At 43.8% G+C, this 26,858-nt stretch carries 26 protein-coding genes; 7 read left to right on the top strand and 19 right to left on the bottom strand.

Translation table 11 applies throughout. The features are described 5' to 3' along the window. Nucleotides 1-85: 85 nt before the first annotated feature. Together J2Z37_RS05180 and J2Z37_RS05175 are read right to left on the bottom strand one after the other, a co-directional pair. On the bottom strand, nucleotides 86-1,354 hold the full coding sequence (locus tag J2Z37_RS05180) for a TRAP transporter large permease (RefSeq protein ID WP_209809162.1): 1,269 nt from the start codon (nucleotides 1,352-1,354) through the stop codon (nucleotides 86-88). Next, complete coding sequence (locus tag J2Z37_RS05175) at nucleotides 1,354-1,902, bottom strand: TRAP transporter small permease (protein ID WP_209809161.1); 549 nt, start codon at nucleotides 1,900-1,902, stop codon at nucleotides 1,354-1,356. The genes J2Z37_RS05180 and J2Z37_RS05175 overlap by 1 nt, the downstream gene beginning before the upstream one ends. A gap of 248 nt (nucleotides 1,903-2,150) precedes the next feature. Between J2Z37_RS05175 and J2Z37_RS05170 the strand changes: the two genes are divergently transcribed. Further along, nucleotides 2,151-3,056, top strand: a complete 906-nt coding sequence (locus tag J2Z37_RS05170; RefSeq protein ID WP_209809160.1) for an NAD(P)-dependent oxidoreductase — start codon at nucleotides 2,151-2,153, stop codon at nucleotides 3,054-3,056. Then, entirely contained in the window at nucleotides 3,053-4,165 is a 1,113-nt protein-coding gene (locus J2Z37_RS05165) for a DctP family TRAP transporter solute-binding subunit (protein WP_245203587.1), read from the top strand. Before J2Z37_RS05170 ends, J2Z37_RS05165 begins: the two co-directional genes overlap by 4 nt. Nucleotides 4,166-4,337: 172 nt before the next feature. On the opposite strand, the gene J2Z37_RS05160 is transcribed toward J2Z37_RS05165, so the two are convergent. The 7 genes from J2Z37_RS05160 to glaH all read right to left on the bottom strand — a co-directional run bounded on the left by J2Z37_RS05160 (nucleotide 4,338) and on the right by glaH (nucleotide 12,366). Continuing rightward, nucleotides 4,338-5,798 (bottom strand): SLC13 family permease, encoded by a 1,461-nt coding sequence (locus tag J2Z37_RS05160; protein WP_209809159.1) that lies wholly within the window; start codon nucleotides 5,796-5,798, stop codon nucleotides 4,338-4,340. A 189-nt stretch (nucleotides 5,799-5,987) separates the two neighbouring features. Continuing rightward, complete coding sequence (locus J2Z37_RS05155; RefSeq protein ID WP_209809158.1) at nucleotides 5,988-6,539, bottom strand: DJ-1/PfpI family protein; 552 nt, start codon at nucleotides 6,537-6,539, stop codon at nucleotides 5,988-5,990. A gap of 102 nt (nucleotides 6,540-6,641) precedes the next feature. Next, complete coding sequence (locus tag J2Z37_RS05150) at nucleotides 6,642-7,625, bottom strand: asparaginase (protein WP_209809157.1); 984 nt, start codon at nucleotides 7,623-7,625, stop codon at nucleotides 6,642-6,644. A 125-nt stretch (nucleotides 7,626-7,750) separates the two neighbouring features. Next, nucleotides 7,751-8,428, bottom strand: coding sequence for a TerC family protein (locus J2Z37_RS05145; protein ID WP_209809156.1), 678 nt, complete (start codon nucleotides 8,426-8,428; stop codon nucleotides 7,751-7,753). A 306-nt stretch (nucleotides 8,429-8,734) separates the two neighbouring features. Further along, complete coding sequence (locus J2Z37_RS05140) at nucleotides 8,735-10,816, bottom strand: molybdopterin-containing oxidoreductase family protein (RefSeq protein WP_342453783.1); 2,082 nt, start codon at nucleotides 10,814-10,816, stop codon at nucleotides 8,735-8,737. 108 nt (nucleotides 10,817-10,924) lie between these two features. Next, complete coding sequence (locus tag J2Z37_RS05135) at nucleotides 10,925-11,221, bottom strand: hypothetical protein (RefSeq protein ID WP_209809154.1); 297 nt, start codon at nucleotides 11,219-11,221, stop codon at nucleotides 10,925-10,927. A 206-nt stretch (nucleotides 11,222-11,427) separates the two neighbouring features. Beyond that, the gene (glaH, locus tag J2Z37_RS05130; protein ID WP_209809153.1) at nucleotides 11,428-12,366 is read right to left on the bottom strand and encodes a glutarate dioxygenase GlaH; all 939 of its coding nucleotides are present in this window, start codon (nucleotides 12,364-12,366) and stop codon (nucleotides 11,428-11,430) included. A 353-nt stretch (nucleotides 12,367-12,719) separates the two neighbouring features. On the opposite strand from glaH, the gene J2Z37_RS05125 reads away from it, so the two are divergent. Both J2Z37_RS05125 and corA read left to right on the top strand, forming a co-directional pair. Next, nucleotides 12,720-13,370 (top strand): transmembrane-type terpene cyclase, encoded by a 651-nt coding sequence (locus J2Z37_RS05125; protein WP_209809152.1) that lies wholly within the window; start codon nucleotides 12,720-12,722, stop codon nucleotides 13,368-13,370. Nucleotides 13,371-13,429: 59 nt separating this feature from the next. After that, the gene (gene corA, locus J2Z37_RS05120; protein WP_209809151.1) at nucleotides 13,430-14,383 is read left to right on the top strand and encodes a magnesium/cobalt transporter CorA; all 954 of its coding nucleotides are present in this window, start codon (nucleotides 13,430-13,432) and stop codon (nucleotides 14,381-14,383) included. A gap of 29 nt (nucleotides 14,384-14,412) precedes the next feature. On the opposite strand, the gene J2Z37_RS05115 is transcribed toward corA, so the two are convergent. From J2Z37_RS05115 to J2Z37_RS05105, 3 genes are all read right to left on the bottom strand, one after another. Continuing rightward, complete coding sequence (locus tag J2Z37_RS05115; protein ID WP_209809150.1) at nucleotides 14,413-15,663, bottom strand: sensor domain-containing diguanylate cyclase; 1,251 nt, start codon at nucleotides 15,661-15,663, stop codon at nucleotides 14,413-14,415. A 116-nt stretch (nucleotides 15,664-15,779) separates the two neighbouring features. Next, a complete protein-coding gene (locus J2Z37_RS05110) occupies nucleotides 15,780-17,261 on the bottom strand; it encodes a stalk domain-containing protein (RefSeq protein ID WP_209809149.1) in 1,482 nt (493 codons plus the stop codon). Between the two features lie 59 nt (nucleotides 17,262-17,320). Then, nucleotides 17,321-18,289, bottom strand: coding sequence for an MBL fold metallo-hydrolase (locus J2Z37_RS05105; RefSeq protein ID WP_209809148.1), 969 nt, complete (start codon nucleotides 18,287-18,289; stop codon nucleotides 17,321-17,323). Between the two features lie 136 nt (nucleotides 18,290-18,425). On the opposite strand from J2Z37_RS05105, the gene J2Z37_RS05100 reads away from it, so the two are divergent. Further along, a complete protein-coding gene (locus J2Z37_RS05100) occupies nucleotides 18,426-19,583 on the top strand; it encodes an acyl-CoA dehydrogenase family protein (protein ID WP_209809147.1) in 1,158 nt (385 codons plus the stop codon). On the opposite strand, the gene J2Z37_RS05095 is transcribed toward J2Z37_RS05100, so the two are convergent. The 3 genes from J2Z37_RS05095 to J2Z37_RS05085 all read right to left on the bottom strand — a co-directional run bounded on the left by J2Z37_RS05095 (nucleotide 19,580) and on the right by J2Z37_RS05085 (nucleotide 21,810). Beyond that, on the bottom strand, nucleotides 19,580-20,698 hold the full coding sequence (locus tag J2Z37_RS05095; protein ID WP_209809146.1) for an NAD(P)/FAD-dependent oxidoreductase: 1,119 nt from the start codon (nucleotides 20,696-20,698) through the stop codon (nucleotides 19,580-19,582). The genes J2Z37_RS05100 and J2Z37_RS05095 overlap by 4 nt on opposite strands. Nucleotides 20,699-20,717: 19 nt before the next feature. Beyond that, nucleotides 20,718-21,164, bottom strand: coding sequence for an HAD domain-containing protein (locus J2Z37_RS05090; RefSeq protein ID WP_209809145.1), 447 nt, complete (start codon nucleotides 21,162-21,164; stop codon nucleotides 20,718-20,720). Between the two features lie 301 nt (nucleotides 21,165-21,465). Beyond that, on the bottom strand, nucleotides 21,466-21,810 hold the full coding sequence (locus J2Z37_RS05085; RefSeq protein WP_245203585.1) for a DUF3892 domain-containing protein: 345 nt from the start codon (nucleotides 21,808-21,810) through the stop codon (nucleotides 21,466-21,468). Nucleotides 21,811-21,961: 151 nt separating this feature from the next. Between J2Z37_RS05085 and J2Z37_RS05080 the strand changes: the two genes are divergently transcribed. Continuing rightward, nucleotides 21,962-22,156 (top strand): hypothetical protein, encoded by a 195-nt coding sequence (locus J2Z37_RS05080; protein WP_209809144.1) that lies wholly within the window; start codon nucleotides 21,962-21,964, stop codon nucleotides 22,154-22,156. Between the two features lie 11 nt (nucleotides 22,157-22,167). Here the strand turns inward: J2Z37_RS05080 and J2Z37_RS05075 are convergent, their stop codons facing one another. The 3 genes from J2Z37_RS05075 to J2Z37_RS05065 are packed head-to-tail and all read right to left on the bottom strand — an operon-like array spanning nucleotide 22,168 to nucleotide 24,800. After that, on the bottom strand, nucleotides 22,168-23,154 hold the full coding sequence (locus J2Z37_RS05075; protein ID WP_209809143.1) for an ABC transporter ATP-binding protein: 987 nt from the start codon (nucleotides 23,152-23,154) through the stop codon (nucleotides 22,168-22,170). A 22-nt stretch (nucleotides 23,155-23,176) separates the two neighbouring features. Beyond that, nucleotides 23,177-23,992, bottom strand: a complete 816-nt coding sequence (locus J2Z37_RS05070; RefSeq protein WP_209809142.1) for an ABC transporter permease — start codon at nucleotides 23,990-23,992, stop codon at nucleotides 23,177-23,179. Nucleotides 23,993-23,996: 4 nt separating this feature from the next. Next, nucleotides 23,997-24,800, bottom strand: coding sequence for an ABC transporter permease (locus tag J2Z37_RS05065; protein ID WP_209809141.1), 804 nt, complete (start codon nucleotides 24,798-24,800; stop codon nucleotides 23,997-23,999). 122 nt (nucleotides 24,801-24,922) lie between these two features. On the opposite strand from J2Z37_RS05065, the gene J2Z37_RS05060 reads away from it, so the two are divergent. Continuing rightward, complete coding sequence (locus tag J2Z37_RS05060; RefSeq protein ID WP_209809140.1) at nucleotides 24,923-25,717, top strand: SDR family NAD(P)-dependent oxidoreductase; 795 nt, start codon at nucleotides 24,923-24,925, stop codon at nucleotides 25,715-25,717. Nucleotides 25,718-26,001: 284 nt separating this feature from the next. On the opposite strand, the gene J2Z37_RS05055 is transcribed toward J2Z37_RS05060, so the two are convergent. Further along, nucleotides 26,002-26,784: a 2-keto-4-pentenoate hydratase gene (locus J2Z37_RS05055; RefSeq protein WP_209809139.1), complete on the bottom strand. Its 783-nt coding sequence runs from the start codon at nucleotides 26,782-26,784 to the stop codon at nucleotides 26,002-26,004. Between the last annotated feature and the right edge of the window lie 74 nt (nucleotides 26,785-26,858).

Raw genomic sequence — 26,858 nt, 5'->3', positions numbered from 1 at the left:
CTGCAGCGGGAGGGATGTATAAATTCAAAAAAAATGGATAACGGAAAATTCTTCCGTTATCCATTTTCATCATTCAAAAAATCACTTACTTAGTCAAAAACAGCGAAATCTCTGGGAATATCACAACGAGCACCAAAGCTAAAATCATAAGTGCGAAGAAAGGAAGCACTCCTCGGACAACAGCACCGACTTTTTCCTTTGAGATACCACTGACGACGAACAGATTGAGGCCCACGGGGGGCGTGATCATCGCTAATTCCATGTTAATCGTCATGATAATCGCAAAATGAATCACATTGATATCAAACATGGTAAGTACTGGCAGAAGAATCGGCAGTGTAATTAAAATAATAGCGATCGCCTCGAGGAACATCCCGAGGATAAAGAACATTAGGTTGATGGCAATGATGAAAATCCATTTATTGGCTGCATGGGATTCAACCCACGCGGTAAAATCTTGTGGAATCTGTTCCGTTGTAAGAAACATCCCAAATATCATAGCGGAAGCAATAATTAAGAAAATCATGGCTGTAATATTAATCGATTCCTTGGTTACCTCAATGAACTTTTTCCAATTCATTTCCCTGTAGATAAAGACAGATACGATCACACCGTAAAAACTGGCTACGAAGGCAGCCTCGGTAGGTGTCACGATCCCTGTATAGATCCCGCCGAGGATTAAAACTGGTAGCGCAAATCCCCAGATTGCTTTCCCAGACTTCTTCCATCGCTGCTCCATTGTTTCTTTTGGAAGACGGCCATAGTTGTTGATTCTAGCATGAATAATCGCTGAAATTAATAAAACGCCACCCAACAACAAACCAGGAAGAATCCCGGCTGTAAACAATTTACCAATCGACACTTCGGCGACGGAACCATAAATGATTAGTGGAATCGATGGTGGTATGAGGATTCCCAGGGTTCCAGAGGCGGCTACTAATCCCATGGCATACTTTTTACTGTACCCAGCTTTCACCATTCCCGGGATCATGATGCTACCAATAGCTGCAGCGGTAGCTGGGCTTGATCCGGAAATCGCGGCAAAAATCATACAGGCAAGGATTGTTACAACGGCTAAACCACCGCGAATATGGCCTACCCACGATTTAAGGGATTCGATTAGATAATAAGAGATTCCCCCTTTTGACATGATGATCCCGGCAAAAACAAATCCTGGAATCGCCATCAAAGTTGCTGAATTAAGGGAACTAAACATCTTTTGGATCACGGGATAGAGTGTAAAATCAATCAACGTTAGGGCGATAATGCTAGATAAACCTAAACTAATTGCAATTGGTACTCGGATCAAACATAGAATGGCAAATGTAAAAAAAAGAACGAAAGTGGGGTTCATTAAAGATGCAGTCCTCCCTTGGCTTTGTCATCCAATATTCCGTCCGGGGCTATGTCGTGTCCTAAATGACCGATAATCTCCGTTCGATCCCCTTTGATTGCATAGATTCCTTTTAAGATAAAATAGAGGGCCAACAAGGCCATGCCAACGGGCATAATCAGATATGTAACCCAAATCGGGATTCCTACATCAATTGTTACAATCTGTTGCTCATGTGCAAGCGCTATCATTTTTATCCCTGTGACAGTCATAAATATGCAATATGCTGCACCGATGAAATTGCTTACAACACAGACAGCTCTTTTTACCGCATACGGAAGTTTATCATAAACCAGATCAATGACAATATGGTGATTTTCCCGTAGGGCGATCCCAAAGCCAATAAAGATTGACCAGACCATTAATAATTCGAAAATTTCCAGTGACCAAGCAGGTGGAAGATTTAATACATAACGCATAAATACGGAATACAGACTTACAATGACCCCCCCTAAAAAGAGGATCCCAGCTGAATACTCTTCAACCTTATGAAGCCACCTAAACCCCATCCTCTTTACCCCTTTCCCTTGATTTTTAGACAACCGAATGATCGTATTACCAATATACTAAATTCTCACAAATAAATAAATAGAAATTTTGGTTGATTATATTTATTATTTATATTCACATTATATTAAATATTTGGTATATTTAAGTTGGATTTTTGATTTGTGACTCTCATTGGAGGTGGAGGATGTTTTGGAAATAGGAAAATTCGATTATATTGTCACAGAAATGAAAGGGGAATTACATAACTATGGGTAAGACGATTGGTTTCATCGGACTAGGGAATATGGGATTTCCGATGGCCAAACGCTTGTTAGAGCATGGGTACAAGATCCGTTGTTACGATAAAAATGAAAACGCTTCCTCCTCTTTACAGGAGTTTGGAGCGATTGCCTCTACCCTCTCAGATATTGTCGACCAATCGAACACCATCATCTTGATGCTGCCACATTCTCAAATTGTTAATGAAGTAATTAAACAGCTTACAACGATTTATTCTTCATACCGCTATCGGAAGGAAGTTTTAACGATTATCGACATGAGCAGCTCCTTTCCCTTGGATACGAGAAACAATGCCGAAGAACTTGCTGTACTCGGAATCCAACTCTTGGATGCACCTGTCAGCGGTGGCGTGAAAAAAGCCATAAATGGTCAGTTAACCATTATGGTAGGAGGGCCAGATACAGTTTTCACCGATCATTATGATCTTTTAAGAACTATGGGGGAAAAGATTTTTTATACCGGCTCCAGCGGCTCGGGCCATTTGATTAAAGCGTTAAATAATTATCTATCTGCTGCCCACATGCTGGCTACCTGTGAAGCCGTACATATTCTTTCACAGTTTGGCGTGGATCCAAAAATTGGGGTTGATGTCTTCAATCACAGTTCCGGGAAGAGCATTTCTACAGATTATAAGTTCCCGCAATTCATCCTTAACGGACAATTTAATTCCGGGTTTAGCCTCGAACTGCACAAGAAGGACATCGGTATTGCCAAAGAGTTGTTGGACCATATGGGTGATTCAACACCACTCATGAAGCTGCTTTACGACACGTATACACAAGCGAAAGATGACTTAGGCGGACAGCCGGATCATACAGAAATCTTTCGTTTTGTATCAACTTATACCACATTTAATAAGGGGGATTCAAAATGAAAAAGAGAAGAATGTTTTCCATGTTATTTATGTCTGCTGCATTAGCTGCCAGTTTAACAGCCTGCGGTGGCAGCAGCGAGCCAGCGTCAAATGGCGGTGGGTCTTCTTCCCCACCGGCAAATTCGGGTGGTTCTACCCCTGAACCCGCGAAGGAACCCGCGAAGGAACCTGCCAAAGAGGCGGGCGCGGATATCCAAGAAATGACAATTAAAATCTCCCACGTGGTAGCAGAAAATACGCCTAAGCATCAAGGAGCCCTAGCGATGAAAAAAGCGATCGAAGAGGCTTCAGGGGGCAAGATCAAAGTACAGGTATTCCCTAACAGTTCTCTCTTTGGTGACAAGGATGAATATCAAAATCTCGTAGCCAATAACGCCCAATTTATTATTCCTGACATGGCAAAATTGGTTGGTAACGATCCCGGCTTCAATATTCCTTCAATGCCGTTCCTCTTTTCCAGTGATGAAGCGGCGAATGCTTTCTGGGATGGACCCAAAGGGCAAGAAATCTTTAAACGTTTGGAAAAAGATGGAGCCCTTGGAATGGGAATGTGGCCGAATGGTCCAAAGCATATTACCAATAACAAAAAGCCGATTAAGGCACCTGAGGACTTTAACGGCTTAAAGTTTAGAACGCAAGGAGGTCAGGTGTTAGAGAAGCTCTACTCTACTCTTAGTGCAGGTTCTGTTTCCATTCCATTCAATGAATTATATACAGCACTTCAGCAAGGGACAGTAGATGGCCAGGAAAATACATTTAGTAACATCGAGTCGAAAAAATTTGATGAAGTGCAGAAGTATATGACCATCATGGGTCATACCCGTGTTGACTATGCTTTACTGACTAATACAAAATTTTGGAACAGCATGAACGATGCGACTAGAAAGATTGTAGAAGAAGGAGTAAAGGTAGGGACTGATTTTGCCCGTAGTCAAGCTGCGGAGTTGAATGCAGCTGCCCTGAAGAAACTTCAAGAACGTGGTCAAATAGAAATTAATGAACTATCTAAAGAGGATATCCAAAAGTTTAGAGACTTCCTAAAGCCCGTGTATGACGAATACAATCCGATCATTGGTGAGGATGTCATAAAGGATGCGATGAGCCGTTAAAAAATAGGGCTGCACTTCATGTGCAGCCCATTTTCTTTAATATGAAGGGGTGGCTTTCCTTGTATCATAGACATCTTTCTGAATCCTCTACTCTCCTACAGGACAACTTCTTTATGCCCGCTTGCCTGGAAATTGATATTGACTGCAGCTAGAAGCCCGCAATATATCTCCTTTATGGCATAAATCCAATCCATTTCCACCAAGTTGCAGCAACAATCACCGTGATTAGGCTAGAAGCCACTGTTGCCCATATTCCAGGAACAATAAATTCTTTCTGGGTAATATAACCGCTTCCTTGCGAGATGATATTTGGCATTGTTTCTATGACTAGAATGAACCCATGTAGACAGGTAATGGACGCCGCAAAGACAATGTATACGGGATCTACTCCAATTTGTGTAGCGATGCCAATCAATACCGGCAACAATGTGACGATCGCTGTCGAGACGTTAGACACACCTAAATGGTAAATTTGCGTGATTATAACGACCAAAATGACCGCTAGTAGAGAGTGACGCATACTATCAACTAGCCATTGAGCCTGCAAGAATCCCCCAAGAAATTGAATCGCACCGGTTTCATTCAGAATGGTCCCTAACGAAAGGGTAGCACCCAAAACAAAGACCGTATCCAAATTGATTTTGATCACATTCTCCCATGTTGTTACCCCGATTTTCGGCAAGCTTAAGACAACTGCAGCAAAAATAGCTGGAATAGCTGGATGCATATGATGAAAGGATTCAGTCATCCATAATAAAACAGTAATCCCTAAGATAATCAAACAACGGATTTCTCTTACGTTAATTTTTCCCAACCCTTGCAATTGCTCCTTCATTTCCTTTCTAATCCCTTGAATTTCTTGGCTCTCTGCTGGATAGACCCTCCGGATGATGTACCAGATGGTTGGGATCAGTAGAATCCAAATAGGTAAAGCGTACAATAGCCAACCAAAATAAGAGATCGACGTTCCGAGATAGATATTTAAAATCTCTACGGCTAGGACGTTCCCAATTGCAGCAGGCAAAATTGCCGTTCCACTTATGTTTCCACCATATGCAACGCCCAGCATGAACTGTCTGCGAATATTCGGATTTAACTGATGGTCAAAAGTTTTGAGCAGCGAAATGACAACAGGCAGCAATAATGTTGCTCGAACTGCAGTCGCCGGAATAAAAAATGCTTGCACCTGGGAAATGAGGATGATTCCGGCCAACACCCGCGATGTTGTGCTGCCAAACTTCTGTAGGACGTAATAAGTCATCCTTTGTGTTAAGGGAGTGTCATTGACGGCTTTGGCAATCATCATTCCCCCGATAATGAGGAAGATCGCGCCTGAAGAAAAACCGCTTAAGGCAGTATCGATGGAAACAATCTGAGTAAAACACGTGAATAGAATAATCAACAATGAGATTTGCCCATATGAAAATGCCTCGGTAATAAACAAAACAATCGCCGAAACGGTCATGGCAATGGCCAGCTTCGCTTCACGGTGGAGTTCTTTAGGCAACATAAAAACAAGAAGTAAAAATATAACGACTGATAAAATGACCCCTACCCACTTCACTGCCTGCGTTTTTTGCTCAATGCTTTTCTGTTTATCAAGCTTGTTTAAAGGTTTGACATTCCCAATCATGCGATCACTTCCTACAATCAATCGACTTAGGTTAGTTCATCCATTTATTCTTTAGCTTTAAAATATCACACTCTTATTGTATGTTCAATTCTAAGAATTCTACACAATGGAACTATTATTCTCTTTTATAATTGGGATTTAAATAGAAAAAACCCCTGATTCACTAGGGGAATCAGGGGTTTAAGATTACTATTTTAATAGGCGAATAAATTCTCTCATAAATCCAGGAAGATCTGGCCAAGCATGCCCGGAAACGAGATTTTCATGGACGTGCAAGGTGTTCGTTTGATAGATTGCACCACATGCTTCCACATCTGGGCGGCATGCCTGGTAGGCTGTCATTTCTCTTCCTTTGATCTGGTCGCCAATAAGTGCCAGAACCTGGGAACCGTGGCAAATCGATGCAACCGGCTTCCCTGCTGTAAAGAAGTGACTCACAATTGGCTTCAAATGCTCATTCAAACGAATATATTCTGGTGCTCTTCCCCCAGGGATGATTAATCCGTCAAATTCCTCCGGCTTCACATCGGCAAAGGCCATATGGGAATCAAGAAGATACGCCGGTTTTTCCGTATATGTTTCACTTTCTGGTACAAAATCATGGCAAACAGTATGTAGGGTCTTCTTCGTTGGTGAAGCGATGACCGTTTCGAATCCTTCCTCTAAACAACGATAGTAAGGATAATAAATCTCAAGTGCTTCAACCGCATCTCCAGTGACAATCAGAACTTTTTTGCTCACTTTTAACACCCCTTTTAAAGACAATTGAACTACAACTCTATTATAGAATTGGATGGTTATAGGGTCAAATTATGGAATTGTGAACGTTTATTCTGAAGGATGTTAATAAGTATCAAATATCCGTTGAATTTCCACTGGATCCTTTGTTACTTTTAGCGCCAGCATGAGCAATATTCTTGCTTTTTGCGGCAACAAATTATCTCCCGAGACAAAACCATATGGTTCATACTGCTCTTCGGGAATTACGCGGCCATTGCCGACACGGCTGCTTCGCACCACGGCTATCCCCTGTTTTTTCGCTTCAACGAGGGCTTCCAGTTCTTTGGAAGAAAACCTTCCTGTCCCCGTTCCAGCGATGACGATCCCTTTCACCCCGGTTGGAATCAAACAACGGATCAGATTGCCATCGGCACCGGCATAAGAATAGACGATTTCCACTGGATCCAATTCCTGTGTGTCAAGTTCATTAAACTGGGATTGTGCCGTATGTATACGTGTGGGTTGTCTATAAAAGAAAACCCCATCATTATCTACATACCCAAGAAAGCCAAGTTGTCCCGATTGAAAAGTTTCTAAACGGACGGTGTTGGTTTTGGTGACTTCTCTAGCGCTATTAATTTCGTCGTTCATCATTACCAATACGCCTTTTCCGACCGCATCCTCACTCGCCGCCAGTTTTACTGCGTTGTATACATTTAAGTGGGCGTCTGAACTTAGGCCCGTAAGCGGACGCTGGGAGCCAACGATGACAATAGGCTTGCTGACATTGCAGGTGAGATGTAAAAAATAGGCCGTTTCCTCAATCGTATTTGTTCCATGTGTAATGACCACACCATCAAAATCCAACTCATTTAAGTAATGGAGGGCCTTCTCCCGTAAAATCGTCCATTCCTTCGCGGTCATTTCCATACTGCTAAAATTGGTGGTCTGCTCTATGTGGACGTCGGCAATTTCGCGTAGTTCCGGGATTTGATTTATAATTTCATCTCCTGTAAACGTACCCGATTTATAATTGATTAATTCCGTTCTGCTATCTGCAGCACTAGAAATTGTACCCCCTGTTGCCAAAATCGCGACCTTTTTCACTTACTTCACGCCCTTCCTAAATTTGTCATCACTTTTTTCATTATACCCTAACTAGCAAAAAAAGATGGCTGCTGCAACTTTGCAACCACCTAATCCTCTCAATCCAAAAAAGCCCCCTCGGGCTTTTAATTTTGATCAACAAGTGTGCTATTTTTTCTGCCTAATAATTTTCCAACGACGACCACCAGAATTGCCAGACCAATTGGAAGTATGTAATGCCCTATTGGGAACGCCGTTTCGATGAAATGCCCGACGGCCTTATCTGTCAATGCCATCTCACCTGCTGTGTACCCTAATAGCGCGGCACCCAATAATACGATGATGGGAAAGCGGCTCATGAGCGCCATCAATAGCTGGCTGCCCCATATGATCAAAGGAATACTGATCGCCAATCCGAGGATAATTAACAGATAGTTCCCGCCGGCTGCACCAGCTACGGCCAATACGTTGTCAAGACTCATAACGAAATCGGCAACAATAATGGTTTTGATCGCTGCAGCCATACTTGTCCCAGCCTTAAGATGTTCCTCTTCACCATCGCCCTTTAATAATTTAATTGCGATCCAGATCAATAAAAGCCCGCCGGCAACTTGCAGAAAAGGAATTTGCAATAGCCAAACCGCAATAAAAGTCAAAACAATCCTTAGCCCAATTGCCCCGAAGCTCCCCCAAAGAATGGCCTTTTTTTGTTGATGGGCTGGCAAATTACGGCAGGCTAAGGCGATAACCACGGCATTGTCACCGCTTAAAACAATATTAATAAGGATCAACTTTAAAAGTCCAACAATAAAATCGCCTTCCAACTTCTAACACCTCCTTTTAGATTTGAAACAGTACTATCATAACAAAATGCAGGCAAATTGCGTGCTTAAAAATTAAGGATCGATAAAATTTCTTCTTACTCATTAAATTGATTGATAAATGTTTTCTTTGCGTTAAAAAAGGAGGGTGCGTGACCGCTACCCTCCTAACGATGTTTCCAAACTTCCATCGGGCCTCTTGCCCTTCCGTCAAGGGCATTTGAATCATGGTGAGGGTTCGTGCTGTTTATTTTTTGTAGTATAGAACATTCGGGATTTTCCTAATCCAGCCTCAACGGCTTTCCATAGCTAGGTTTCCTCCGTTTTCTCTGCTTGGACCGTAGTAGAAAAGAAGGTGGCTCCTCCACCCATATCGGCTACTCGGGTGGAGGTCAAATGGTTGACACGGTTTTGAAGTTCCCCGCCCCACCATAGTCCTTGGCTAATCAGTGTGCCCGGCAGCATATCTTCACATACTTTTGCCGGTAAAACACAGTAGCCGCGATCATTGAAAATTCGAACGAGATCACCGTCAATAATTCCCCTTTTGGCAGCATCTACCCGATGAATTTGCAGTAGTGGTTGTTTCTCCAGATATTGATGTTTTTTTACGTTGGCAAAAGTTGAATTCAGAAACTGATGGTTTGGCGGCGTGACAAACATCAGGGGATAACGTTCATCCTTTCTAACATCTGACTCCGTATCAAACCCTTCTTCTAGTGGCACATATGTTGGTAAGGGAGGCATTCCCTTTTTTTTCATCGATTCTGAATATAGCTCGATTTTTCCGCTTGTTGTTGGCAGTTTCTTTAGGAAGGGTTTTCCTGCTTCCATATGTAGTTTGACCCAACCCTTTTCTTTCAATGCTCGCAATGTCACACCCTGCAAATAGGGATTGGATGGAAAATCCAGGGCCTGTTCAATCAGGTCCTCTTCTGTATCATCGAATGCTTCTTCATCAAAGCCAAACGCCTTGGCTAAGCTTTTGAATAGTTGAAAGTTCGAGACACTTTCCCCTTGCTGCGGGATGATGGGCTCCTGCAATTGCATATAGTGATGCCAGTAGGATTTATATAAATCGGTGTTCTCGAAAGTGGAAGTCGCTGGTAGCACTAGATCGGCGTATTTAGCTGTATCCGTAATAAACAGATCATGAACCACGGTGAATAGATCTTCTCGCATTAAGCCTTGTTGGACTTTGGTTGTGTTTGGCGCGACTACCGCCGGATTGCTGTTATAGACGAATAGGGCATGAATGGAGGGATTCAGGTCCAATAGGGCGTCAGCAATCTGGTTCATATTGATTGTTCTTGCCTGTTTATTTGATCTTAATTCAGGTCTTTGCAAGGCGGAAAAGTTCACCTGCCCGTACCAGCCATTGCTTTTCACTGCTCCTCCACCTTCAAGGGCCCATTGTCCGGTTAGGGCAGGCAGACAAGCAATGGTACGAACGTTCATCCCGCCGTTGTCATGGTGTTGGAGTCCGTTTCCAATCCGAATAAAAGAAGGAGAGATCTCCCCATACATTTTGGCCAGTTTGATGATGTCTTCCTCGGGTACGCCGGTGATGCGGGATACCCGTTCAGGTGGATATTCTTTTACGTGCTCTCGCAATTCCTTCCATCCAAACGTATATTGCTCCATGAATGCTTCGTCAACCAAATGTTCAGCAAACAGGAGGTGCATCATCCCGAGCGCTAAAGCAGCATCGGTTCCTGGATGGATAGGAATAAACCAGTCTGCCCACTTTCCCGTTTGGTTCCTGTGAACATCGATGACAACGATTTTCGCGCCGTTTTTCCTGGCTTGTTCGGCTAGGACGACCTGATGCATATTTGTGCTGACCAGATTTCCGCCCCAAACGATGATTAACTTCGATTTGACCGTTTCTTCAGGACTGATTCCACCTGTTACCCCCATGGTATAGCTGTAGCCAACGTTTCCAGCAATACTACAGATCGTTTGGTCAAGCTGGCTTGATCCCAAGCGGTGGAAAAATCTACGATCCATCCCATCGGCGTTCACAAACCCCATATTTCCATAATAGCTGTAAGGAAGGATTGCTTCTGGACCATGTTCTTGTATAATGCTTCGATAGCGATTTTCAATCTCAGTGATCGCTTGCTCCCACGAAATCCGCTGAAATTCCCCTTTTCCTTTTGGCCCTACTCGTTTCAAAGGGTGAAGGACACGTTCAGGATGATAGATTCGGTCTGCCATATGCCGCACCTTATGGCAGATGGTGCCTTTTGTAATCGGATGATCGGGATTTCCTGAGACCTTGACGATTTTTCCGTCCTTCTTCGTAACATGGAGGGCACAAGCGTCCGGGCAGTCCAACGGACAGACCGAGTGGAATACCCCATTTTCTTGATCAGTATATGGAGGCACGTGCTGCACTTCCCTTCAATTTTATCGATAAGGACTAATTTCGCGAGGAATATAGGTTTCTCCTTTATTTATATGACACCAGGAAGAGGACATGGCACTATATCCCGCTTATTCTTTCCGTTCGGCAATAATCCCGGAGACAACAAAAGCCAAATCCTCATTGCCAAACATCGAAAGAACATTGAGAAGGGTTTGATCAGGAATTTCCCCGGCCTCTTCCTTTGGTACGGTAAGTTCATTCATTTGGCTTAACAGTTGATTTTTCCCTTGTGTTGGGTATGCTTTGAGGTATATCTCCTGAGGATTCAACCCATGATTCACACACCACTGGGCAAAGACAAGGATCATCATGCCTTCATCCCGTTGATAATTTTGGATAATCGTATTTTCCAGTTCCTTTTTCATTCCGAATTGCTCCCTCTACTTTTTTACCTGCTTTTTATTTTAGGAGAGAGCTAGTATCTTGGCAACTAGATTATGAATACCTTCTCATTGCTCTCTAATAACGAAAAAATTTTCCTTTATTTGGTTAGAATCTGTCCGGAAATCAAAAATAGCGGAAAAATTTCCGCTATTGTCTGATGGATAGAAGGTAATTAGCACCCTCACTATTATGTTGTTGCAAAAACACCACGCTGGCGCATGAGCTCCCGGAATAACTCAGGATTCTTCTCAAATGGCGCCCTTCCATGCATCCAGAAATGATTGTTGAGAACAATCAAGTCACCAATCGGCAGCGGCATGGCTTTGGTTGCCGGACTGTTTTCAAGTGACCCAGACATTTCACTTAAATAAACGGCCTGCTCCATGGTTTCTGGGTGAGCGAATTGATCAATAAAACACATACAAGGCTTGTTGTTTCGTGTATAGAACGTCTGGCGTTGGATCACTTGCTCGACATTTTTACTTGGTGGTGATTTATAGGTCATTTTATAAGTTGCCAGTGGGTGGCGGGAGAACTTCTCTAGGTCCTCCCAATCATCAAGATGAAGGATGCGAGATTCCCCACCTTTTGCATGCTGTTCCTGCATTTTCATCATTAATAGCCAATCGGTGGGTTCATCAACAAACGTTCCATCGGTGTGTAGAGTAAAAAGACGGTATGCTTGCCGTAGATAGGAATCACTGCTGTCTGTATCCTTCACCGTAAATCTTGCATAAAAGGTGCCCGTCATGGCATCCAGGTTGGGAATTCCTATCAAATGAGAGATGGCTGTTCCGAAGCGGACAAAATCATCCGGATTGCTTGTCTGATTTTGCACCCCAATGGTAAATCCACCGCTTTCCCGGTCATTAACAATCCCCCGAAGCGCTTCGGCAAAACCCTCACCTGCTATTTCATTGAGTTTATGGGACATCAATAATCTTGCATAGGGCACATACTGCAATCTTTGCGGCATGGCATCGGTTGTCGCCTGGAAAAATTCAGCAACTACAGCATCATCCAATTGGATGTGGTACAAACGATCATGTTCCGGATGGGTAGATATCTTAAATCCTGGTTGATTTTGTATGAAAGGTCGTTTTTTCTCCAAAATTAGTGTACTCATCTTTTTTACCTCCAATATTCTTGTGGAAATTTAAAAAGCCAGTCATAACACTCCCTATGATGAATAGGAGTGATATAACTGGCTTCAAATACTTGTAACCTCTGAGCGCCCAGAGTTTCGCATTTTTCTCAGTTTTTCTTTTAAATTCTACATTTTAAATCGGTAACCAAGCTTTATACGGGTTCGTAAAGGGGCTTCCTTTTTAGACGTATTTTGCAAGGTTAATACCTTGTTTATATCATATAGTATTTTTTGTTTTTAGGCAATACCTTCGCTTGGAAAAATTCAAAGTAATGAAAATCAGTCCTGGTTTGTATAATCTACTATAACCTTATATAAAGGGGTTCGAGGATGTGGTCAGAGCACATGTATTTCCTTTTGAAATGGAAATATTTTTACAAATGGTAATGGGTATGGGTTGGATTCTTACCTACTTGGTCTTGATTTATAAAGGGTTTAAAGATAAAAGCTGTGGTATGCCTTTTGCTGCCCTTTGCGGGAACGCGACATGGGAGTTTATCTATTCCTTTTTGTTTCCCCTCGACTACGGACAGGTTTATATTAATTCTATTTGGTTTGGATTGGATTTGATTATTTTTTATCAATTTATCAAGTACTCAAAGAGTGAACTGCCTAAACCGCTCTCGGAGCAACTATTTGTCCCAACCGCGGTGGTCACCTTGGTTCTATCATTTGGCATACATTATACGATGAAACTGGAGTTTTCTGAATTTGGGACTGCCATTTCTGCCTATGGCTTAAATCTTATGATGTCAATCTTGTTTATCTTGATGCTCTTTAGAAGAAACCACCTAAAGGGGCAATCCATCTATATTGCCATTTTTAAACTAGTCGGAACGATCGGGGCGTCCTTTTTGTGCTATTCTCTCTACCCCACTTCTACCTTGTTGATGTTTTTCTATATCAGTACGTTTTTCTTTGATGTCGTCTATCTGATCTTGCTTGATCAAAAAAGAAAGGATTTGCGAGTCTTTGTTCGATAGGCATATCTTGTCTGAAAATGGGAATTTTATCTTTTAAAACTCCAAAAAGAGGTCATAGCTTGATAAGGACATTAGCAATAAGTACTAATGGCCAGTTGGCCACTGATATGCCAGTTGAAAAATTAACAAATCCCGACATTCTTTGGTATTGGGTGGATTTCCATTTTCCTACAGATGTGGAAACGAAAATTTTGCACACCTATTTTAAATTTCATCCACTGGCTATTGAGGATTGTTTTCAATTTCTGCAACGCCCCAAATTGGACTATTATGAAGGGTACCGGTTTTTTGTGGTGGACGGACTCAACCCGATTACCCTTCGCCCAGAGGAAGTGGATGTATTTCTTGCGGAGAATTATCTCGTAACCTTTCATATAAAAACATCTGCAGAATTGGAAACAACCTGGGAGCGGGTGCTTAATGGGGAAAACCTTGAAAACATGAAACCGGTGAATGTCTTTCATTTGTTGTTGGATAAAATAGTCGATAATTACTTCCCCATTCTATATAAAATCGAGGATCGACTAGACGAGATCCAGCAGCTGGAGCAAAAGTCGAATCGGGCTTTGATGAATGAAGTGTTTGATATCAGAAGAGATCTGCATCGGCTAAGGAAAAGTGTTTTTCCAATGAGAGACCTTCTCTATCGAATCTTAAATTCGGAAAGGATTGAGATACCGAAAGAACAAAAGATGTATTTCGCCGACATCTACGACCATTTATTAAAGCTGGCGGAGATGGTTGAATCGAATCGCGATGTGACGTCAGATATTCGGGACAGTTATATATCGCTGAATTCCAATCGGATGAACAACATTATGATGACCTTGACGATCATCTCGGCCATTTTCATTCCTTTAACATTTATTGCTGGCGTATATGGGATGAACTTTGTGAATATGCCCGAGTTGTCCTGGCACTATGGATACTATCTCGTGCTCGCATTCATGGCGCTTATCGGGATAAGCATGTTTTGGTGGTTTAAGAAAAAAGGCTGGCTAGGGGATGATTGAAATAACGGAAATATTTTCCGCTATTTCAATCATCCCGTTTCTTCATACATCACCACCTGGTTTCGTCCTCTATTTTTGGCAAGGTAAAGGGCCTGGTCGGCTTTTACAATCAGATCCTCAATTGAGTCAGCCGATTCGGCATGACAAACACCAAGGCTGATCGTTACAAACTCACTCACGTCGGAAGCTGAATGTGGGATACGCAGTGATTCGACCTGATCTCGCAGTTTTTCGGCAACATGCAATACACCCGCTTTGCTTGAATTTTGAAGAATGACGGCAAACTCTTCCCCTCCGTACCTTGCCACCAAATCCGCGGATCGTTGGACTGAACTCACCAATGCCTCCGCGACTTGTTTCAAACACTCATCCCCTTGCAGGTGTCCATAGGTATCGTTGTATTTTTTAAATTGATCAATATCCACCATGATTAAAGAAAGTTGCTTGCATCCCTGCCAACTATGAAGGATAAACTGATCGAAAGCCCGGCGATTATAAATTCCGGTTAATCCATCTAGTGATGAGATTTTTTTCAATTTTTTATTTAGATGAACGAGTTCATTTTCATAGATGACTTGGTCTGTTATATCGTGAATGATGGAAAAAAGAAGCTTTTTATCCATACCGAGAATAGTGCTGGAATAGACTTGAACATCCCGTATCTCCCCGTTGGCAAGGCGATGTTTGAAGCGGAATTCTTTCTTTTGATTTTCTTTTGCCTCTTGCAAGCTGTGAGTTATTTGTGAAATAGGCAGGACATTAATCTCACTGATTTTCATTTGTTTCAGTTGATCAATGGAGTAACCATAAAACTGTGAAGCAGCGGGGTTTGCATCAACAATGGTTCCTTCTGCTTCGGGGTCGACGAGCAGCATAATCGCACTATGTTGGTTAAAGATATTGGTCCAAAGCAGATCTTTTAATTTCAATTGATCCTGAAGGTGCTTCTGCTCCGTTATATCAAAACAAGTAGCAAACCCGATGTATTCGTTATTTAGTAAGATGGTTGTAGCGACTAAATGAATCCATCGGGTATCTTTTGACTTAGTATAAAGTTTAAACTGGTACTCTGCTTTAGGCATCTGGTTTAAAGCACGATTCTTTATCGCCTCTTGAATGATTTCTCTCGATTCCTCTTCTATGAAATCCCATAAATCGATTTTATAGATTTCGTTTTCGGGGTACCCAGTCAATTCGATAAAGGCAGGATTGGCGTATAAAATTTTCTCTTTATAAAGCAACATTGGTACGGGTGCGGATTGAAAGATTGTGCTTTTCATAGGGGCCCTTCCCCTTTACTATTGTTTATTAGCAGTATAAAGGAGGAGCCTCACTTCTTATGTGATGAAATTCACATCATTTACCAATCTATCTTTATGTAACAAATATTTCATAATCACATTGTAATCACGATTTTTCGCTGCTCCTTGATCCAGTCGACCTTTGCTCCAAGCGATTCACTAATGAAGCGAAGTGGCAAATAAGAAATTCCCTGTATAATAAAGGGATCATTAGCAAGCATGATCGGGTGGTCGTTTACGAGGGTTTTCCCAGTCGTGTAATTGACGACGATCCGAATTGGCGGTGTTCCATTCTTTTTCTGTTCGATTGTGACCGTCCGATTCGCTGCATTCCACGTTGGAATTGCCCCTAATTGTTCAAAGACGGATCGAAGCGGGATAAAGGCCTGGCCGTTACGAATAATTACGCCATTGGTTAAAGAAACGGACTTTTCGTTGAGCACAATCGTCACAGGAGGCTGCATGGGTACTGGCTTATTGTACATAAATTCGTAATCGCCAAATCCTAACTGTGCATTTTTATTCACTCCCCAACCCCATAAGGTGCCGTCCGACTTTCGTAGGATCAAATGTCGTGTACTGGGTTGAAGTTCTGTCACGCCAGAGGTAAGCTGCTCAAACTTAGCATTGGCAGGCATCTTTTCGCGGTTGATGGAAGCAGCATACAGTTGATCATCATTCGTCAAAGCAATCAGTGTGCGTTCGATAAAATACACTTCAGCAACGTTGCGAATACCGGTTAGCCGCACGGGTTTTGATTGAAAATGCACTTGGGTACCATCCGAAGAACCTGTTAGCGTGGCACCCCAAAACCAAAGCTTCCCCTCCCGATCGATCGCCGCATTACTTCTTTCATCTGTTGCAATTTTTTGGATGGTTGGCAGACCTTCGACTTTCACAGGGTCATTGGAGGAAATGGGTCTTAAGGGAAAAGACCAAACGGTTCCATCCTCTTTTAACGCAAGATTTTCTTCAATTTCAATGATGCCTGATAACGAGCGGACCTGCTCAAATCCTTCTAACCCCGACGTATTTCTCCACAAGGTGCCGTCCTTTTTCAGGAAAATCCAGCGCATGGTGTGATTGTAATGATCATCTACCTCGTAAAAGCTGAAGATTTCTTTTACCTGATCGATCCCTTCTACTTGAGTTACGTTACCGATTGTCGACGCAATTGGACGTCCACCTGAGTAGGGAATGACAAACACCCGTCCTTCTTGATCAGTCGCTAGAAGTTCATTCCAACTGGCATGGACAGAAGTTATATTACTGAGTCCTGGAACGGGATGTACGGTGATGTCCGATGGCAAATACAGGTCCCGCTCGACGAATACGATCGACCCATCTTCTTTTTTAACCAGTTGGCTCTCGAACGATTCTACGGCATCATCGATCCCGTGTACTTGTGTCGGGACAGATTGTTGCCCGCCCCACACCCAGTAAGACCCATCGGACGTGATCAGGCTGTTTGCTTCAAAATGGGAAATCGTCGTCACAGGATCCGTCACAGCAGATGCCGGCAGACCTGACGTACACAAACTTGTGATTACAGTGAAGGCTAGAATTGCCTTTTTCATGGATTGATACCCCTCTCCTAATATATAAGGTAGACGTTTAACAGGGGCTGTAGGTTACATTAATTTAATGGCGAATATTGCCAGACCCCATCCTTTTGATCTTTTTGAATCCTGCCATTTGCCTCCAAATAATCGAGATGACCGATGATTTCTGACATGACTAAGGAAAATTCACTTTCATATTTTCCCTTGTACAAGGTTTGAGCAAGCTGATTGGCAGTGGAAAGTCCACTTGCAAGCAACTCCAGCATCTTTTCTGCTTTTTGATCCATTCGGGTTAACCGCCGATGAATCAGTTCTTGGTGATTGCGGATCAGTTCGCCATGACCGGGAAAGATGATCTCTGCATCGATGGTTAGGCATTTTTGCAGGGATTCTTTGTATTGAATTAACGTAAGGATCCGTTGTCCTTGTTGGTCAGGTTCAACGATGGCATTGCTGGATATATGCTGGATAAGATGGTCCCCGACAAAAAGCCACTTTTTCTTTGGATCAAAGAAGGAAACATGGTCAGGAGCATGCCCAGGTGTTTCGATGATTTGGAAATCACCAATTGAATCGGATCCAGTGAATGGGAGGATGTCAGTTCGAATCATCTGATGCTGATTGTTATGAACAGCTTCCTTTAACTTCTCAATCTGCTTTTCTCCCATGGGACCACATCCCATTTCACGATAAAGCTGTTCGAAGAACTTAATCCTCATCGTAAGAAACTTTGGATCCCGCTTCATCCTTGGAATTGCTTCGGCGTGAGCATAGACTGGGACCGCCTGCTGGGCACAAATTCGATTAATTAATCCGATATGGTCATGATGGTTATGTGTAACGAGGATTTGCTTTAGGTCTGAAAACGCAAATCCGTGTTTTGTTAAGGTTTGCCTTAGAAGTTCCCAAGCATCTACGGTATCTACCCCAGCATCGATTAAGCTCAGTGAACCGGCTTCCTCAACCAGATAAAAATTAAAGCTTTTTAAGTTGTATGGTGTAGGTACGATAATCGGATATACGGTACAATGTTTTGCAATCATATGAAACCACCTTTTCAAAACGAGTTATCTTTTTATTTTACCAGAGTAGCGGAATAATTTTCCTTTAGATGAGAATGCACCCCTGCAGCTAGGATGAATTTGTTTATAATAGTTATAGAAAGGTGGTCAGAAAGTCATGAAAAATATCGATTATTTTGTGCGGAATGAAAAGGAAGCAGCACTTGTCGCTATGGTTGAACGATTAGCCGAAGTATTTGCCGGCAGGGCAGCGAAACATGATCTGGAAGGGTCCTTCCCTTTTGATAATATTGCGGGGCTGAAGGAAGCAGGTTATCTTAAGTTGACGGTTCCGAAAAAATATGGCGGTGATGAGATTTCCTTGTACGAAATGGTCCTCGCACAAGAACGGTTGGCGCGCGGAGATGGCTCTACTGCCCTTGCGGTTGGTTGGCATATTGGGCTGGTTCACCACTATCGCTACACCAGGGATTGGCCAGAAGAGCTGTTTGAACGCTTTTGTCGGGATGTTGTCGCGGAGGGGGCGATGATTAACCATTTTTCCAGTGAACCGAAAACAGGAAGCCCCACACGGGGCGGTAGGCCAGAAACGGTTGTAGAAGAGACGGAGGGAGGATGGCTGATTACGGGTCGGAAGAGTTTTAGTACCTTAAGTCCTGCACTTGATCAATTTATCGTTTCAGCTTATATGGCGGACGAAGATGAAGTCGGCCTCTTCTTTGTACGCAAACAGGACGGGGTAAGCATCGAGGAGACCTGGAACACGATTGGAATGAGGGCCACTGGCAGCCATGATGTGCTGCTTGATCATGTCTTTGTACCAAGTGACGCGCTTCTTCGGAAAAAGTCAGAAACCAAAAGCGACGGAGATGGGTGGTTGCTCCATATCCCCGCCTGTTACCTAGGAATAGCTTACGCCGCACGTGATTTTGCTGTGAACTACGCGCAGAATTATCGCCCGAACAGTCTTCCTGGTCCAATCGCTGAACTTCCGCATATTGAGAGTCAAATCGGAATCATGGAAGAGAAATTGATTACCGCGCGAACGCTACTCTATTCCGTCGCTGACAGGTGGGACAAACATCCGGACCAACGCATCGCGCTGCAACCGGAGCGCGCGTTAGCGAAAAAAGTTGCCACCAACACCGCGCTTGAGATCGTTGACGCGGCCATGCGCATCGTCGGAGGGGCAAGCTTGTCGCGTTCCCTCCCATTGGAAAGATGGTACCGCGATGTAAGGGCTGGGCTGCACAATCCGCCGATGGACGATTCTGTACTCAAATTGTTAGCGAAAAGGGCTTTGCTGGAGAGTTAAGGACCGATTGCTCCCGCTACGTCGTATAAGTTGAGGTCGATTTCTGTGGGGGCCCCGAGGGCAAGTTTGGCCAGTTCGGACCCCAGATACGGCCCCATGGTCAGCCCAGATGCACCCAACCCGTTAGCTAGGAGGAGCCCTTCATATCCTGGCAAAGCTCCAATAACCGGAAGAAATCCAGGGGTAAACGGACGAAAACCCACTCTTGTTTCCAGCACCGTGGCGCTCGCCAATCCCGGGGCAACCTCTAGTGCCTTTTGAAAAACCTCATGGATTCCGCCAGCGGTTACCCGGCAATCAAAACCTGTGTCATTTTCATGTGTTGCTCCTACTACGACACGCCCGTGTTCAAAAGCCAAAAGATATTGATCAGTGGGCGGGATTACAACAGGCCATGCTTTTGTATCCGCACGAGGCATTCGAAGATGGACAATCTGTCCTTTTTGAAAATGGACAAAGGGCGGGATTCCAAGTGGTTGGAGCAAGTCATTGGTCCAGGCTCCTGTGGTGATAATGGTTTGGTCGGATTCCAGAACCTCCCCCTCAAGCTGCACGCCAATGACCCGACTGCCTTCGCAAACCAAGGTAGCATCCCCGCGAAGGAAATTAGCCCCGTGTTTTTTAGCTGCATTCACTAAAGCCTGACGGATCGCTCCGCCGTTGACTCGAGCGGCTCCACTCACATGGACGGAACTGAATTTTTCCGCAAGTGGGGGGAATAATTTTTTTGTCTCACTTGTGGTTAGCCGTGTAATCTCTCCAATTTCCGGTGCGTCTTGACGCCGCTGATAGGCCCTTTCTTCCAGCTTGTCTAGTTTAGCTTGATCTGTATGCAAACTGATCGCCCCTACCTGCTTATACCCGGTATCCATTTCGCCGATCACGTGCAGATCATTCATGAGAGTTTGATAGTATCGTGCTCCATTTTTTGCGAGTTGGTACCAGGCCTTGTTGCGGCGCTGCGAAAGCCATGGGCAAATAATTCCCGCAGCGGCATTCGTCGCTTGTCCCTCATCCTGGCGATCCACCAAGGTCACCTGTGCACCCGCTTTTGCCAGGTGATAAGCAGTGGAGGCACCGAGAATCCCCGCCCCCACAACAATATAGGTTTGCAATGAAAACACCTTTTTCCTTTTAATCTAGTAACATCTGTATCGCTTTGTTCTTCGCTTCTTCATCAAGGCCGCTGTGCCACTTGGTCTGGACTAGAAAGGGCATGAGCTCTCCCATGTCATCATGATCATCGATGATGACAAACTTTTCTACCGTTAAGGATGGGTCCAGCTGTGATTCATCGATATACTGTTGGATTTCCCTGCCCCGTGAGTGGTAGGCGAGGACGGGCGTCTGACCGATGAGTCCTTCCGTGATCCCATTTGCCTCAAACATCTTTTTTAAATAGGAAAACCCCGCTTTTCGATAGGTAGATGTAACGACTATGAAGGCGCCCGTTTGGTCGATTATCTGCTTCAGGTGCTCGACACTTGTGGGTGTGAACACATATCCATCATATTCGCTGCTAAGTTTCTGATTAGATCCTGTAATCATGACTCCGTCAAGGTCAAGAAAAATGACTTTCATTGGTTTGGTCTCCTCTTTTATTGAAAAAAAGGGATCTAATCCCTTTTTAAACAGTTTGTTTTATCTAATCTGATGGGATAGTTGTCCCATTTTGTAGGTTTAATTAATTGTATAGCGGAAAAATTTTCCGTTATTAATCATTTTCAGTTGAAAAATAGGAGGATAACGGCAAAAATTTCCGCTATTGTAGGTTTACTAGGCTCCAAACGGTAGAATAAACAAACATAACGGAACATCTTTCCGCTAATCGCTCAGATTTGCTTTGTTTTCCCATGATAACGGAATATTTTTCCGTTATCAACTAAAACAAAGGTAGATTGTCCAGGTTATTCTCCTTGATTCCATCTGGTTCCGAACGAAGGATATCTCGACCATATTTATGAAACACGTCTACATGGGCAAGCTTTCCCGCTTTTGCCTCAGCAAGTGCCTGATCATATTGCAAGATGCGCTGTTGGTCTGTCATGACGGCGATAATGTTTCCGTTCTCATTTTTCCGCACAGCGATGATTTGCTCCTGATAGGTGGGATAGGCCATCTGCTGTTGCTGCCCATAGGATGGCGAAAAGTTTTGTGATGATTCAAGAATCTGTACACGCCTCTCTAATTCACTTAATCGATTAAGGATCATTTGTAATTCAAGCATGAAAGAACACCTCCACCCTTAGATTGACCAGAACAAGTTGGGAGGATACTATTAGACTATAGATAGAAGATTCTAGATATGTGAGGTTAGTTCGATGGGAGAAATAATTCCTTTTCCATACCAGGAGCAGATCCATTGGGAGGGTCGCCCTTTGACGCATGAAGAGGTAAAGTATGTTCGTGAATTTTTGCTGTCTGTGTCTAGACGCTTGAAAATAAAAAGAATCGGTTTTTCCGGGATAGATTTGTACGGGAATGATATCAAGACGATTATTGATCAACTCTTCGAGAAAAAAGTTATTATCCCCGAGGAAAAAGATCGCATCTATAAAAAATTAGGGGGGTAACCCCCCGCTAGCTACCCCACTGACAGCCCCTCTTCATACATCTGACGAATAATTGAGTCAATTTCCGGTTCTTCAAGGGAGAGGTCTTGGATATCGGCCTGAATAGACACCTGCTGGATCAGTTGTGCCGCTGTTATTTCCTCACGATTAAAGCGCAGCCACTTGCGGTTCCCCTCACTTCGGATCAATTCCGCTCCCTGCACCTGCAACTGCGTATCCTTTTCCAAATCGACGATCAGAATTCTGCTTTTCCCGAAACGATCGCGAATTTTGGACAACCCGCCATCATACATGACCCGCCCTTGATCAATCAGGATCATTCGCTTGCACAGCCTTTCAATATCAGCCATATCGTGCGTAGTCAAGATCACGGTAATCCCCCGTTCTTGATTCATCTCTTGAATAAAGGTCCGCATCCTTTCTTTTGCCACTACATCCAAGCCGATCGTTGGCTCGTCCAAAAAGAGAATAGCTGGATCATGCAATAAGGATGCGGCAATATCGGCACGCATCCGCTGCCCAAGGGAAAGCTGACGCACAGGTGTTTGATAAAATTCATCCAAACGTAGGATTTCTGTGAAAGTATCCATGTTTTTTCGATATTGTTGATCAGAAATCGCATAAACCTGTTTCAGCAGTTCAAATGATTCAATCGTAGGCAAATCCCACCATAATTGGCTCCGTTGGCCGAAAACGACTCCAATCTGGCGGGCGTTTTTTTGCCGTTCCCGATACGGGACGAGGCCACCCACAGTCACATCACCAGCAGAAGGAACTAGAATCCCAGTGAGCATCTTAATCGTTGTTGACTTTCCGGCCCCATTTGGTCCGATATAACCAACCATTTCCCCCGCTTCAATGGAAAATGATACATCTTCAACGGCCGTTTTCGTTATGTATTCACGATGAAAGAGGCTACGCACTGCCCCCCACATCCCCTCTTGACGCTTGGCAATGAAGTATTGCTTTGATAAATGGTTTACATCAATAATCCCCACGATTCAAAGACTCCTTTCAACATTACGACCCTGCACTCTTGTATCGGTTCAGGCCCATCATCCAGATCTGGTAGCAAATCGAAAAAAAGACCAATCCCACCGCGAAGCTAAATGCCCCCCAATAGGAAGAAAAGGAAGGATGAGGTTTATCCAGTAATAGCAAGGCCGGTAGGTAGTTCACAAAGGCAAACGGAAGAATAAATGTAACCACCCACTGTATCGCGCGAGGATAAAGGGAAAGCGGATAGTTCATCATGCTTTTGGCGGGGAACATCACAACCCAGTAAAAACGTTCCGACCGTGTTGTCCAAAAAGCAATAGCTGATATGAGCACCAGAATGCCTCCCTGAATAAGTGTCCCGCCAATCACCGCCGAAGTAAAAACACCCCATTTCCAAAATGGCCAATCGAGACCGAGCTGAATGTAAGCAAGTGTAACTGCAGCAATGCTAAATAGAAGCTGTCCAAATGCTCCCACATCAAACTTCATCGCCATGAAATGAAAGAAAGGGTGAATCGGTCGAACTAGGAACCGGTCAAAGGTGCCGTTCAAAATATATTGATCAAGACTGCGAAAATGGAAGAAAAAGATCACACAAACTCCCCAGGAAAGGACGGCTAAGGCAAACAGAAAGATCAATTGCCAAAAACTCCATCCTTCAAGGGATTGAAAGGAATAGAGCATCACCCACATCGTAACAGCTGTCCCTGCATAGCTCATTGCCCATCCTAAGATGTTCATGAAAAAGCCGTACCGGTATTGCATTTGCGCACGGATGCTGGCAGCTACCATATGAAAATAAAGCCGGGTTCCGCGAACCCAGGACGAAAATGACATAAATTTATCCTCCTTGGACGACAATTTTCAGGGCTGCTCTTGACCAAACCCAGCGTAAAATCACATAGGAAACCACAAGCCAGATCCCCTGCATCAGCATAGCCTCGATCAACGCCTGTCCTGTCAGCTGTCCAACGAAAATGGAATTTGGAACAAAAAAGATACCTTGAAACGGAAGAAAATAGGCCAATGTCTCCAGCCAGTCAGGAAAAAACCATAGAGGAATCACTGAACCAGAAAATAGGGAAATGGAAAAATAGAAAATATCTTCGACCCCACCCGTTTCCATTAGCCAAAACGTCAATAATCCAAAGGTCAACTCTACACTGTAGCGGATCAAATAGCCCAATACGGCTGATAGAAGGAAAAGGATCCACTGGGACATAGAAGTTGGTATTTGTAGATCAAACAGAGCGAATAAAACGACGTACAACGGCAACACTGCCGTAAGAAAGTGAAAAGCAATATTGCCAAAATCTGAAAACAGGCTTCTTGTTGGGTAATCGTAAGGGCGCATCATCTCCATCGCGATATCTCCGGTTCGCACCCGCTCCTGAATTTCCCACAACGGAGTGCCGGCACCATGAACCCCTTGCAGCATCTGACTGACCACAATATAGCTCAACATCGATTCAAAGCTGACGCCCTCGACATCCCCTTTTCCACTATATAATGCAAACCAAATGAAGCCCCACATAAATAGAAAAATGACATTGGAAAACAGGCGTGTCCACGCATCAAATCGATATGCGGCTGAACGTTGAAACGCTTTCCTTGAAAACTCCAGATACAAACGAAGCTGCCTCATGTTTAGTCTCCCTCCACCTCAAACGTACCATATTCTTCCTGTAAAGAAAAGTAGAAGGATTTCTCGAAGGGGAGGTGGAAATGGTATCCTTTGTTGATAATATTTTTCATGGGGGATGTAATATGCCACAAATCGTCTTAATCACGGGAGCCAGCAGTGGAATTGGTGAAGAATTGGCAAAACTGTTTGCCAGAGATGGCTACCGACTTGTTCTGGTTGCTAGGCGGAAGAATAGGTTGCTTGATCTCGCGGTCCAATTAAAAAAGGAATATGAAGCGGAGATTATGGTGTTGCCACTGGATTTATCAGTACTTGACGGTGTAGATCAGCTATGCCGTTGGCTTGCAGAAAATGGTATTGAAATTGATATACTCGTCAATAATGCTGGGTTTGGGGTGTTTGGTCTTTTTCTCTCAACCTCTTGGGAAGAGGAAGCACAGATGATACAGCTTAATATCGTGGGCCTCACCGCCCTTACGAAACGCCTGTTGCCTGTGATGGTTAAGAAAGGCAATGGCCGCATTCTATTTGTTGCCTCCACCGGATCGTTTCAGCCTGGCGGCCCCTATTTGTCTGTTTATTATGCTACCAAAGCCTATGTCCTCTCTTTTTCAGAGGCTTTATCCAGTGAACTGGAGGGAACGGGTGTGAGTGTTACCGCATTATGTCCAGGCCCTACCTCTACCGAGTTTGAAAAGCGCGCCGGATTTCGTCAGACTAAAGCTTTTCAACGAGTATTGATGAATCCGGGACAGGTCGCTAGGCTTGCTTACGAGGGTCTTCTTTCAGGAAAATCGCTAATCATTCCCGGCTTGCAAAATAAATTGAGCACCTTCGGTGTCCGTTTTCTCCCGCGCAAATGGACGACACGGATGATTCGGAAGCTGCAGAGTCAGCGGCTGAAGGATGAGGAGTGAGATGGGGCGTTTTGATCTTCATAATTCGGATGAAGATCAATGACCTGGATTCTAAGAGGCGTATTGATCTTCATAACCCGGATGAAGATCAATCACCTGGATTCTAAGAGGCGTATTGATCTTCATAACCTGGATGAAGATCAATCACTTGGATTCTAAGATGCTTTTTGATCTTCATAACCCGGATGAAGATCAATCACTTGGATTCTAAGAGGCGTTATGATCTTCATCGACAGTCTAAACTCTCCCCTATTTACCCGTTGTGGACCCGTCCCTTTTCTCCTCTAAACGATCTTAAACTCAACAATCCCTAACGAGCCGAAATCAGCCTCAATATGATCATGTAAAGCTAGATCAATCGCTCTGGTCATCCCGCCGGAAATAATAAAGTCCCCTGCTTGGATTTTACGCCCATGTTCACTCAGGTAGTTAGCCAACCACACAATGGCATCGGCTGGATGTCCCATAACATCCGTGCCCGAACCGGTTTGGACCACGCTCCCATTTTGCTTAAGGACCACTTTTGCTTCCGGCAGATTCACGTCACGAACCTGGAATTTGCTTTGAGAGGCAATTACTCTGGCCCCCGAATTGTTGTCAGCGATAACGTCAACCATTTTAAATTTATAATTCAAATAACGGCTGTCGACCACTTCTAATATAGGTGTCACGTAATCCGTAGCTTCAAGAACATCCTCGCGGGTAACCCCTGGACCTTGCAAATCTTTCTTCATCACAAAGGCGATCTCTGCTTCTAATTTTGGGTGAATAAGTTGTTCAAATACTAAATCCTCGCCATTTTTCATCATCATGTAATCAAATAGCAGTCCATAAATAGGATCATCAACTCCCATTTGCTCCTGCATCGCCTTACTTGTATAACCGAGCTTGTAACCTACCACCTTCTGCCCGACATCTTCCTTTCTAGCAATCAATGCTTCCATTACCGTATAAGCGTCTGCAACATCCATAGATGGATGCTCAAGAGAAACCCGCTCCACTTCACGGCGCTGCCGTTCAGCCTCAAATAATACCTCGGCAGCTTGGGTGATTTGTTGTTTATCCATAAATAAATACCACCTTTCTCGTAAACAAGATTATGATATTTCAATATTATCATTTTGCTAGGAAGATTGATAGA

Origin of the sequence: Ammoniphilus resinae (assembly GCF_017873965.1) — a bacterium.
Classification (GTDB): Bacteria; Bacillota; Bacilli; order Aneurinibacillales; family RAOX-1; genus Ammoniphilus_A; species Ammoniphilus_A resinae.
This window is presented reverse-complemented; position numbering and strand designations above follow the sequence as displayed.

Bases quoted from the DNA above. Each gene is read 5' to 3' on its own strand.
- J2Z37_RS05180 (WP_209809162.1), bottom strand. From the start codon at position 1,354: ATGAACCCCACTTTCGTTCTTTTTTTTACATTTGCCATTCTATGTTTG.
- J2Z37_RS05175 (WP_209809161.1), bottom strand. From the start codon at position 1,902: ATGGGGTTTAGGTGGCTTCATAAGGTTGAAGAGTATTCAGCTGGGATC.
- J2Z37_RS05170 (WP_209809160.1), top strand. From the start codon at position 2,151: ATGGGTAAGACGATTGGTTTCATCGGACTAGGGAATATGGGATTTCCG.
- J2Z37_RS05165 (WP_245203587.1), top strand. From the start codon at position 3,053: ATGAAAAAGAGAAGAATGTTTTCCATGTTATTTATGTCTGCTGCATTA.
- J2Z37_RS05160 (WP_209809159.1), bottom strand. From the start codon at position 5,798: ATGATTGGGAATGTCAAACCTTTAAACAAGCTTGATAAACAGAAAAGC.
- J2Z37_RS05135 (WP_209809154.1), bottom strand. From the start codon at position 11,221: ATGAAAAAGGAACTGGAAAATACGATTATCCAAAATTATCAACGGGAT.
- glaH (WP_209809153.1), bottom strand. From the start codon at position 12,366: ATGAGTACACTAATTTTGGAGAAAAAACGACCTTTCATACAAAATCAA.
- J2Z37_RS05115 (WP_209809150.1), bottom strand. From the start codon at position 15,663: ATGAAAAGCACAATCTTTCAATCCGCACCCGTACCAATGTTGCTTTAT.
- J2Z37_RS05110 (WP_209809149.1), bottom strand. From the start codon at position 17,261: ATGAAAAAGGCAATTCTAGCCTTCACTGTAATCACAAGTTTGTGTACG.
- J2Z37_RS05105 (WP_209809148.1), bottom strand. From the start codon at position 18,289: ATGATTGCAAAACATTGTACCGTATATCCGATTATCGTACCTACACCA.
- J2Z37_RS05100 (WP_209809147.1), top strand. From the start codon at position 18,426: ATGAAAAATATCGATTATTTTGTGCGGAATGAAAAGGAAGCAGCACTT.
- J2Z37_RS05090 (WP_209809145.1), bottom strand. From the start codon at position 21,164: ATGAAAGTCATTTTTCTTGACCTTGACGGAGTCATGATTACAGGATCT.
- J2Z37_RS05085 (WP_245203585.1), bottom strand. From the start codon at position 21,810: ATGCTTGAATTACAAATGATCCTTAATCGATTAAGTGAATTAGAGAGG.
- J2Z37_RS05070 (WP_209809142.1), bottom strand. From the start codon at position 23,992: ATGTCATTTTCGTCCTGGGTTCGCGGAACCCGGCTTTATTTTCATATG.
- J2Z37_RS05065 (WP_209809141.1), bottom strand. From the start codon at position 24,800: ATGAGGCAGCTTCGTTTGTATCTGGAGTTTTCAAGGAAAGCGTTTCAA.
- J2Z37_RS05060 (WP_209809140.1), top strand. From the start codon at position 24,923: ATGCCACAAATCGTCTTAATCACGGGAGCCAGCAGTGGAATTGGTGAA.
- J2Z37_RS05055 (WP_209809139.1), bottom strand. From the start codon at position 26,784: ATGGATAAACAACAAATCACCCAAGCTGCCGAGGTATTATTTGAGGCT.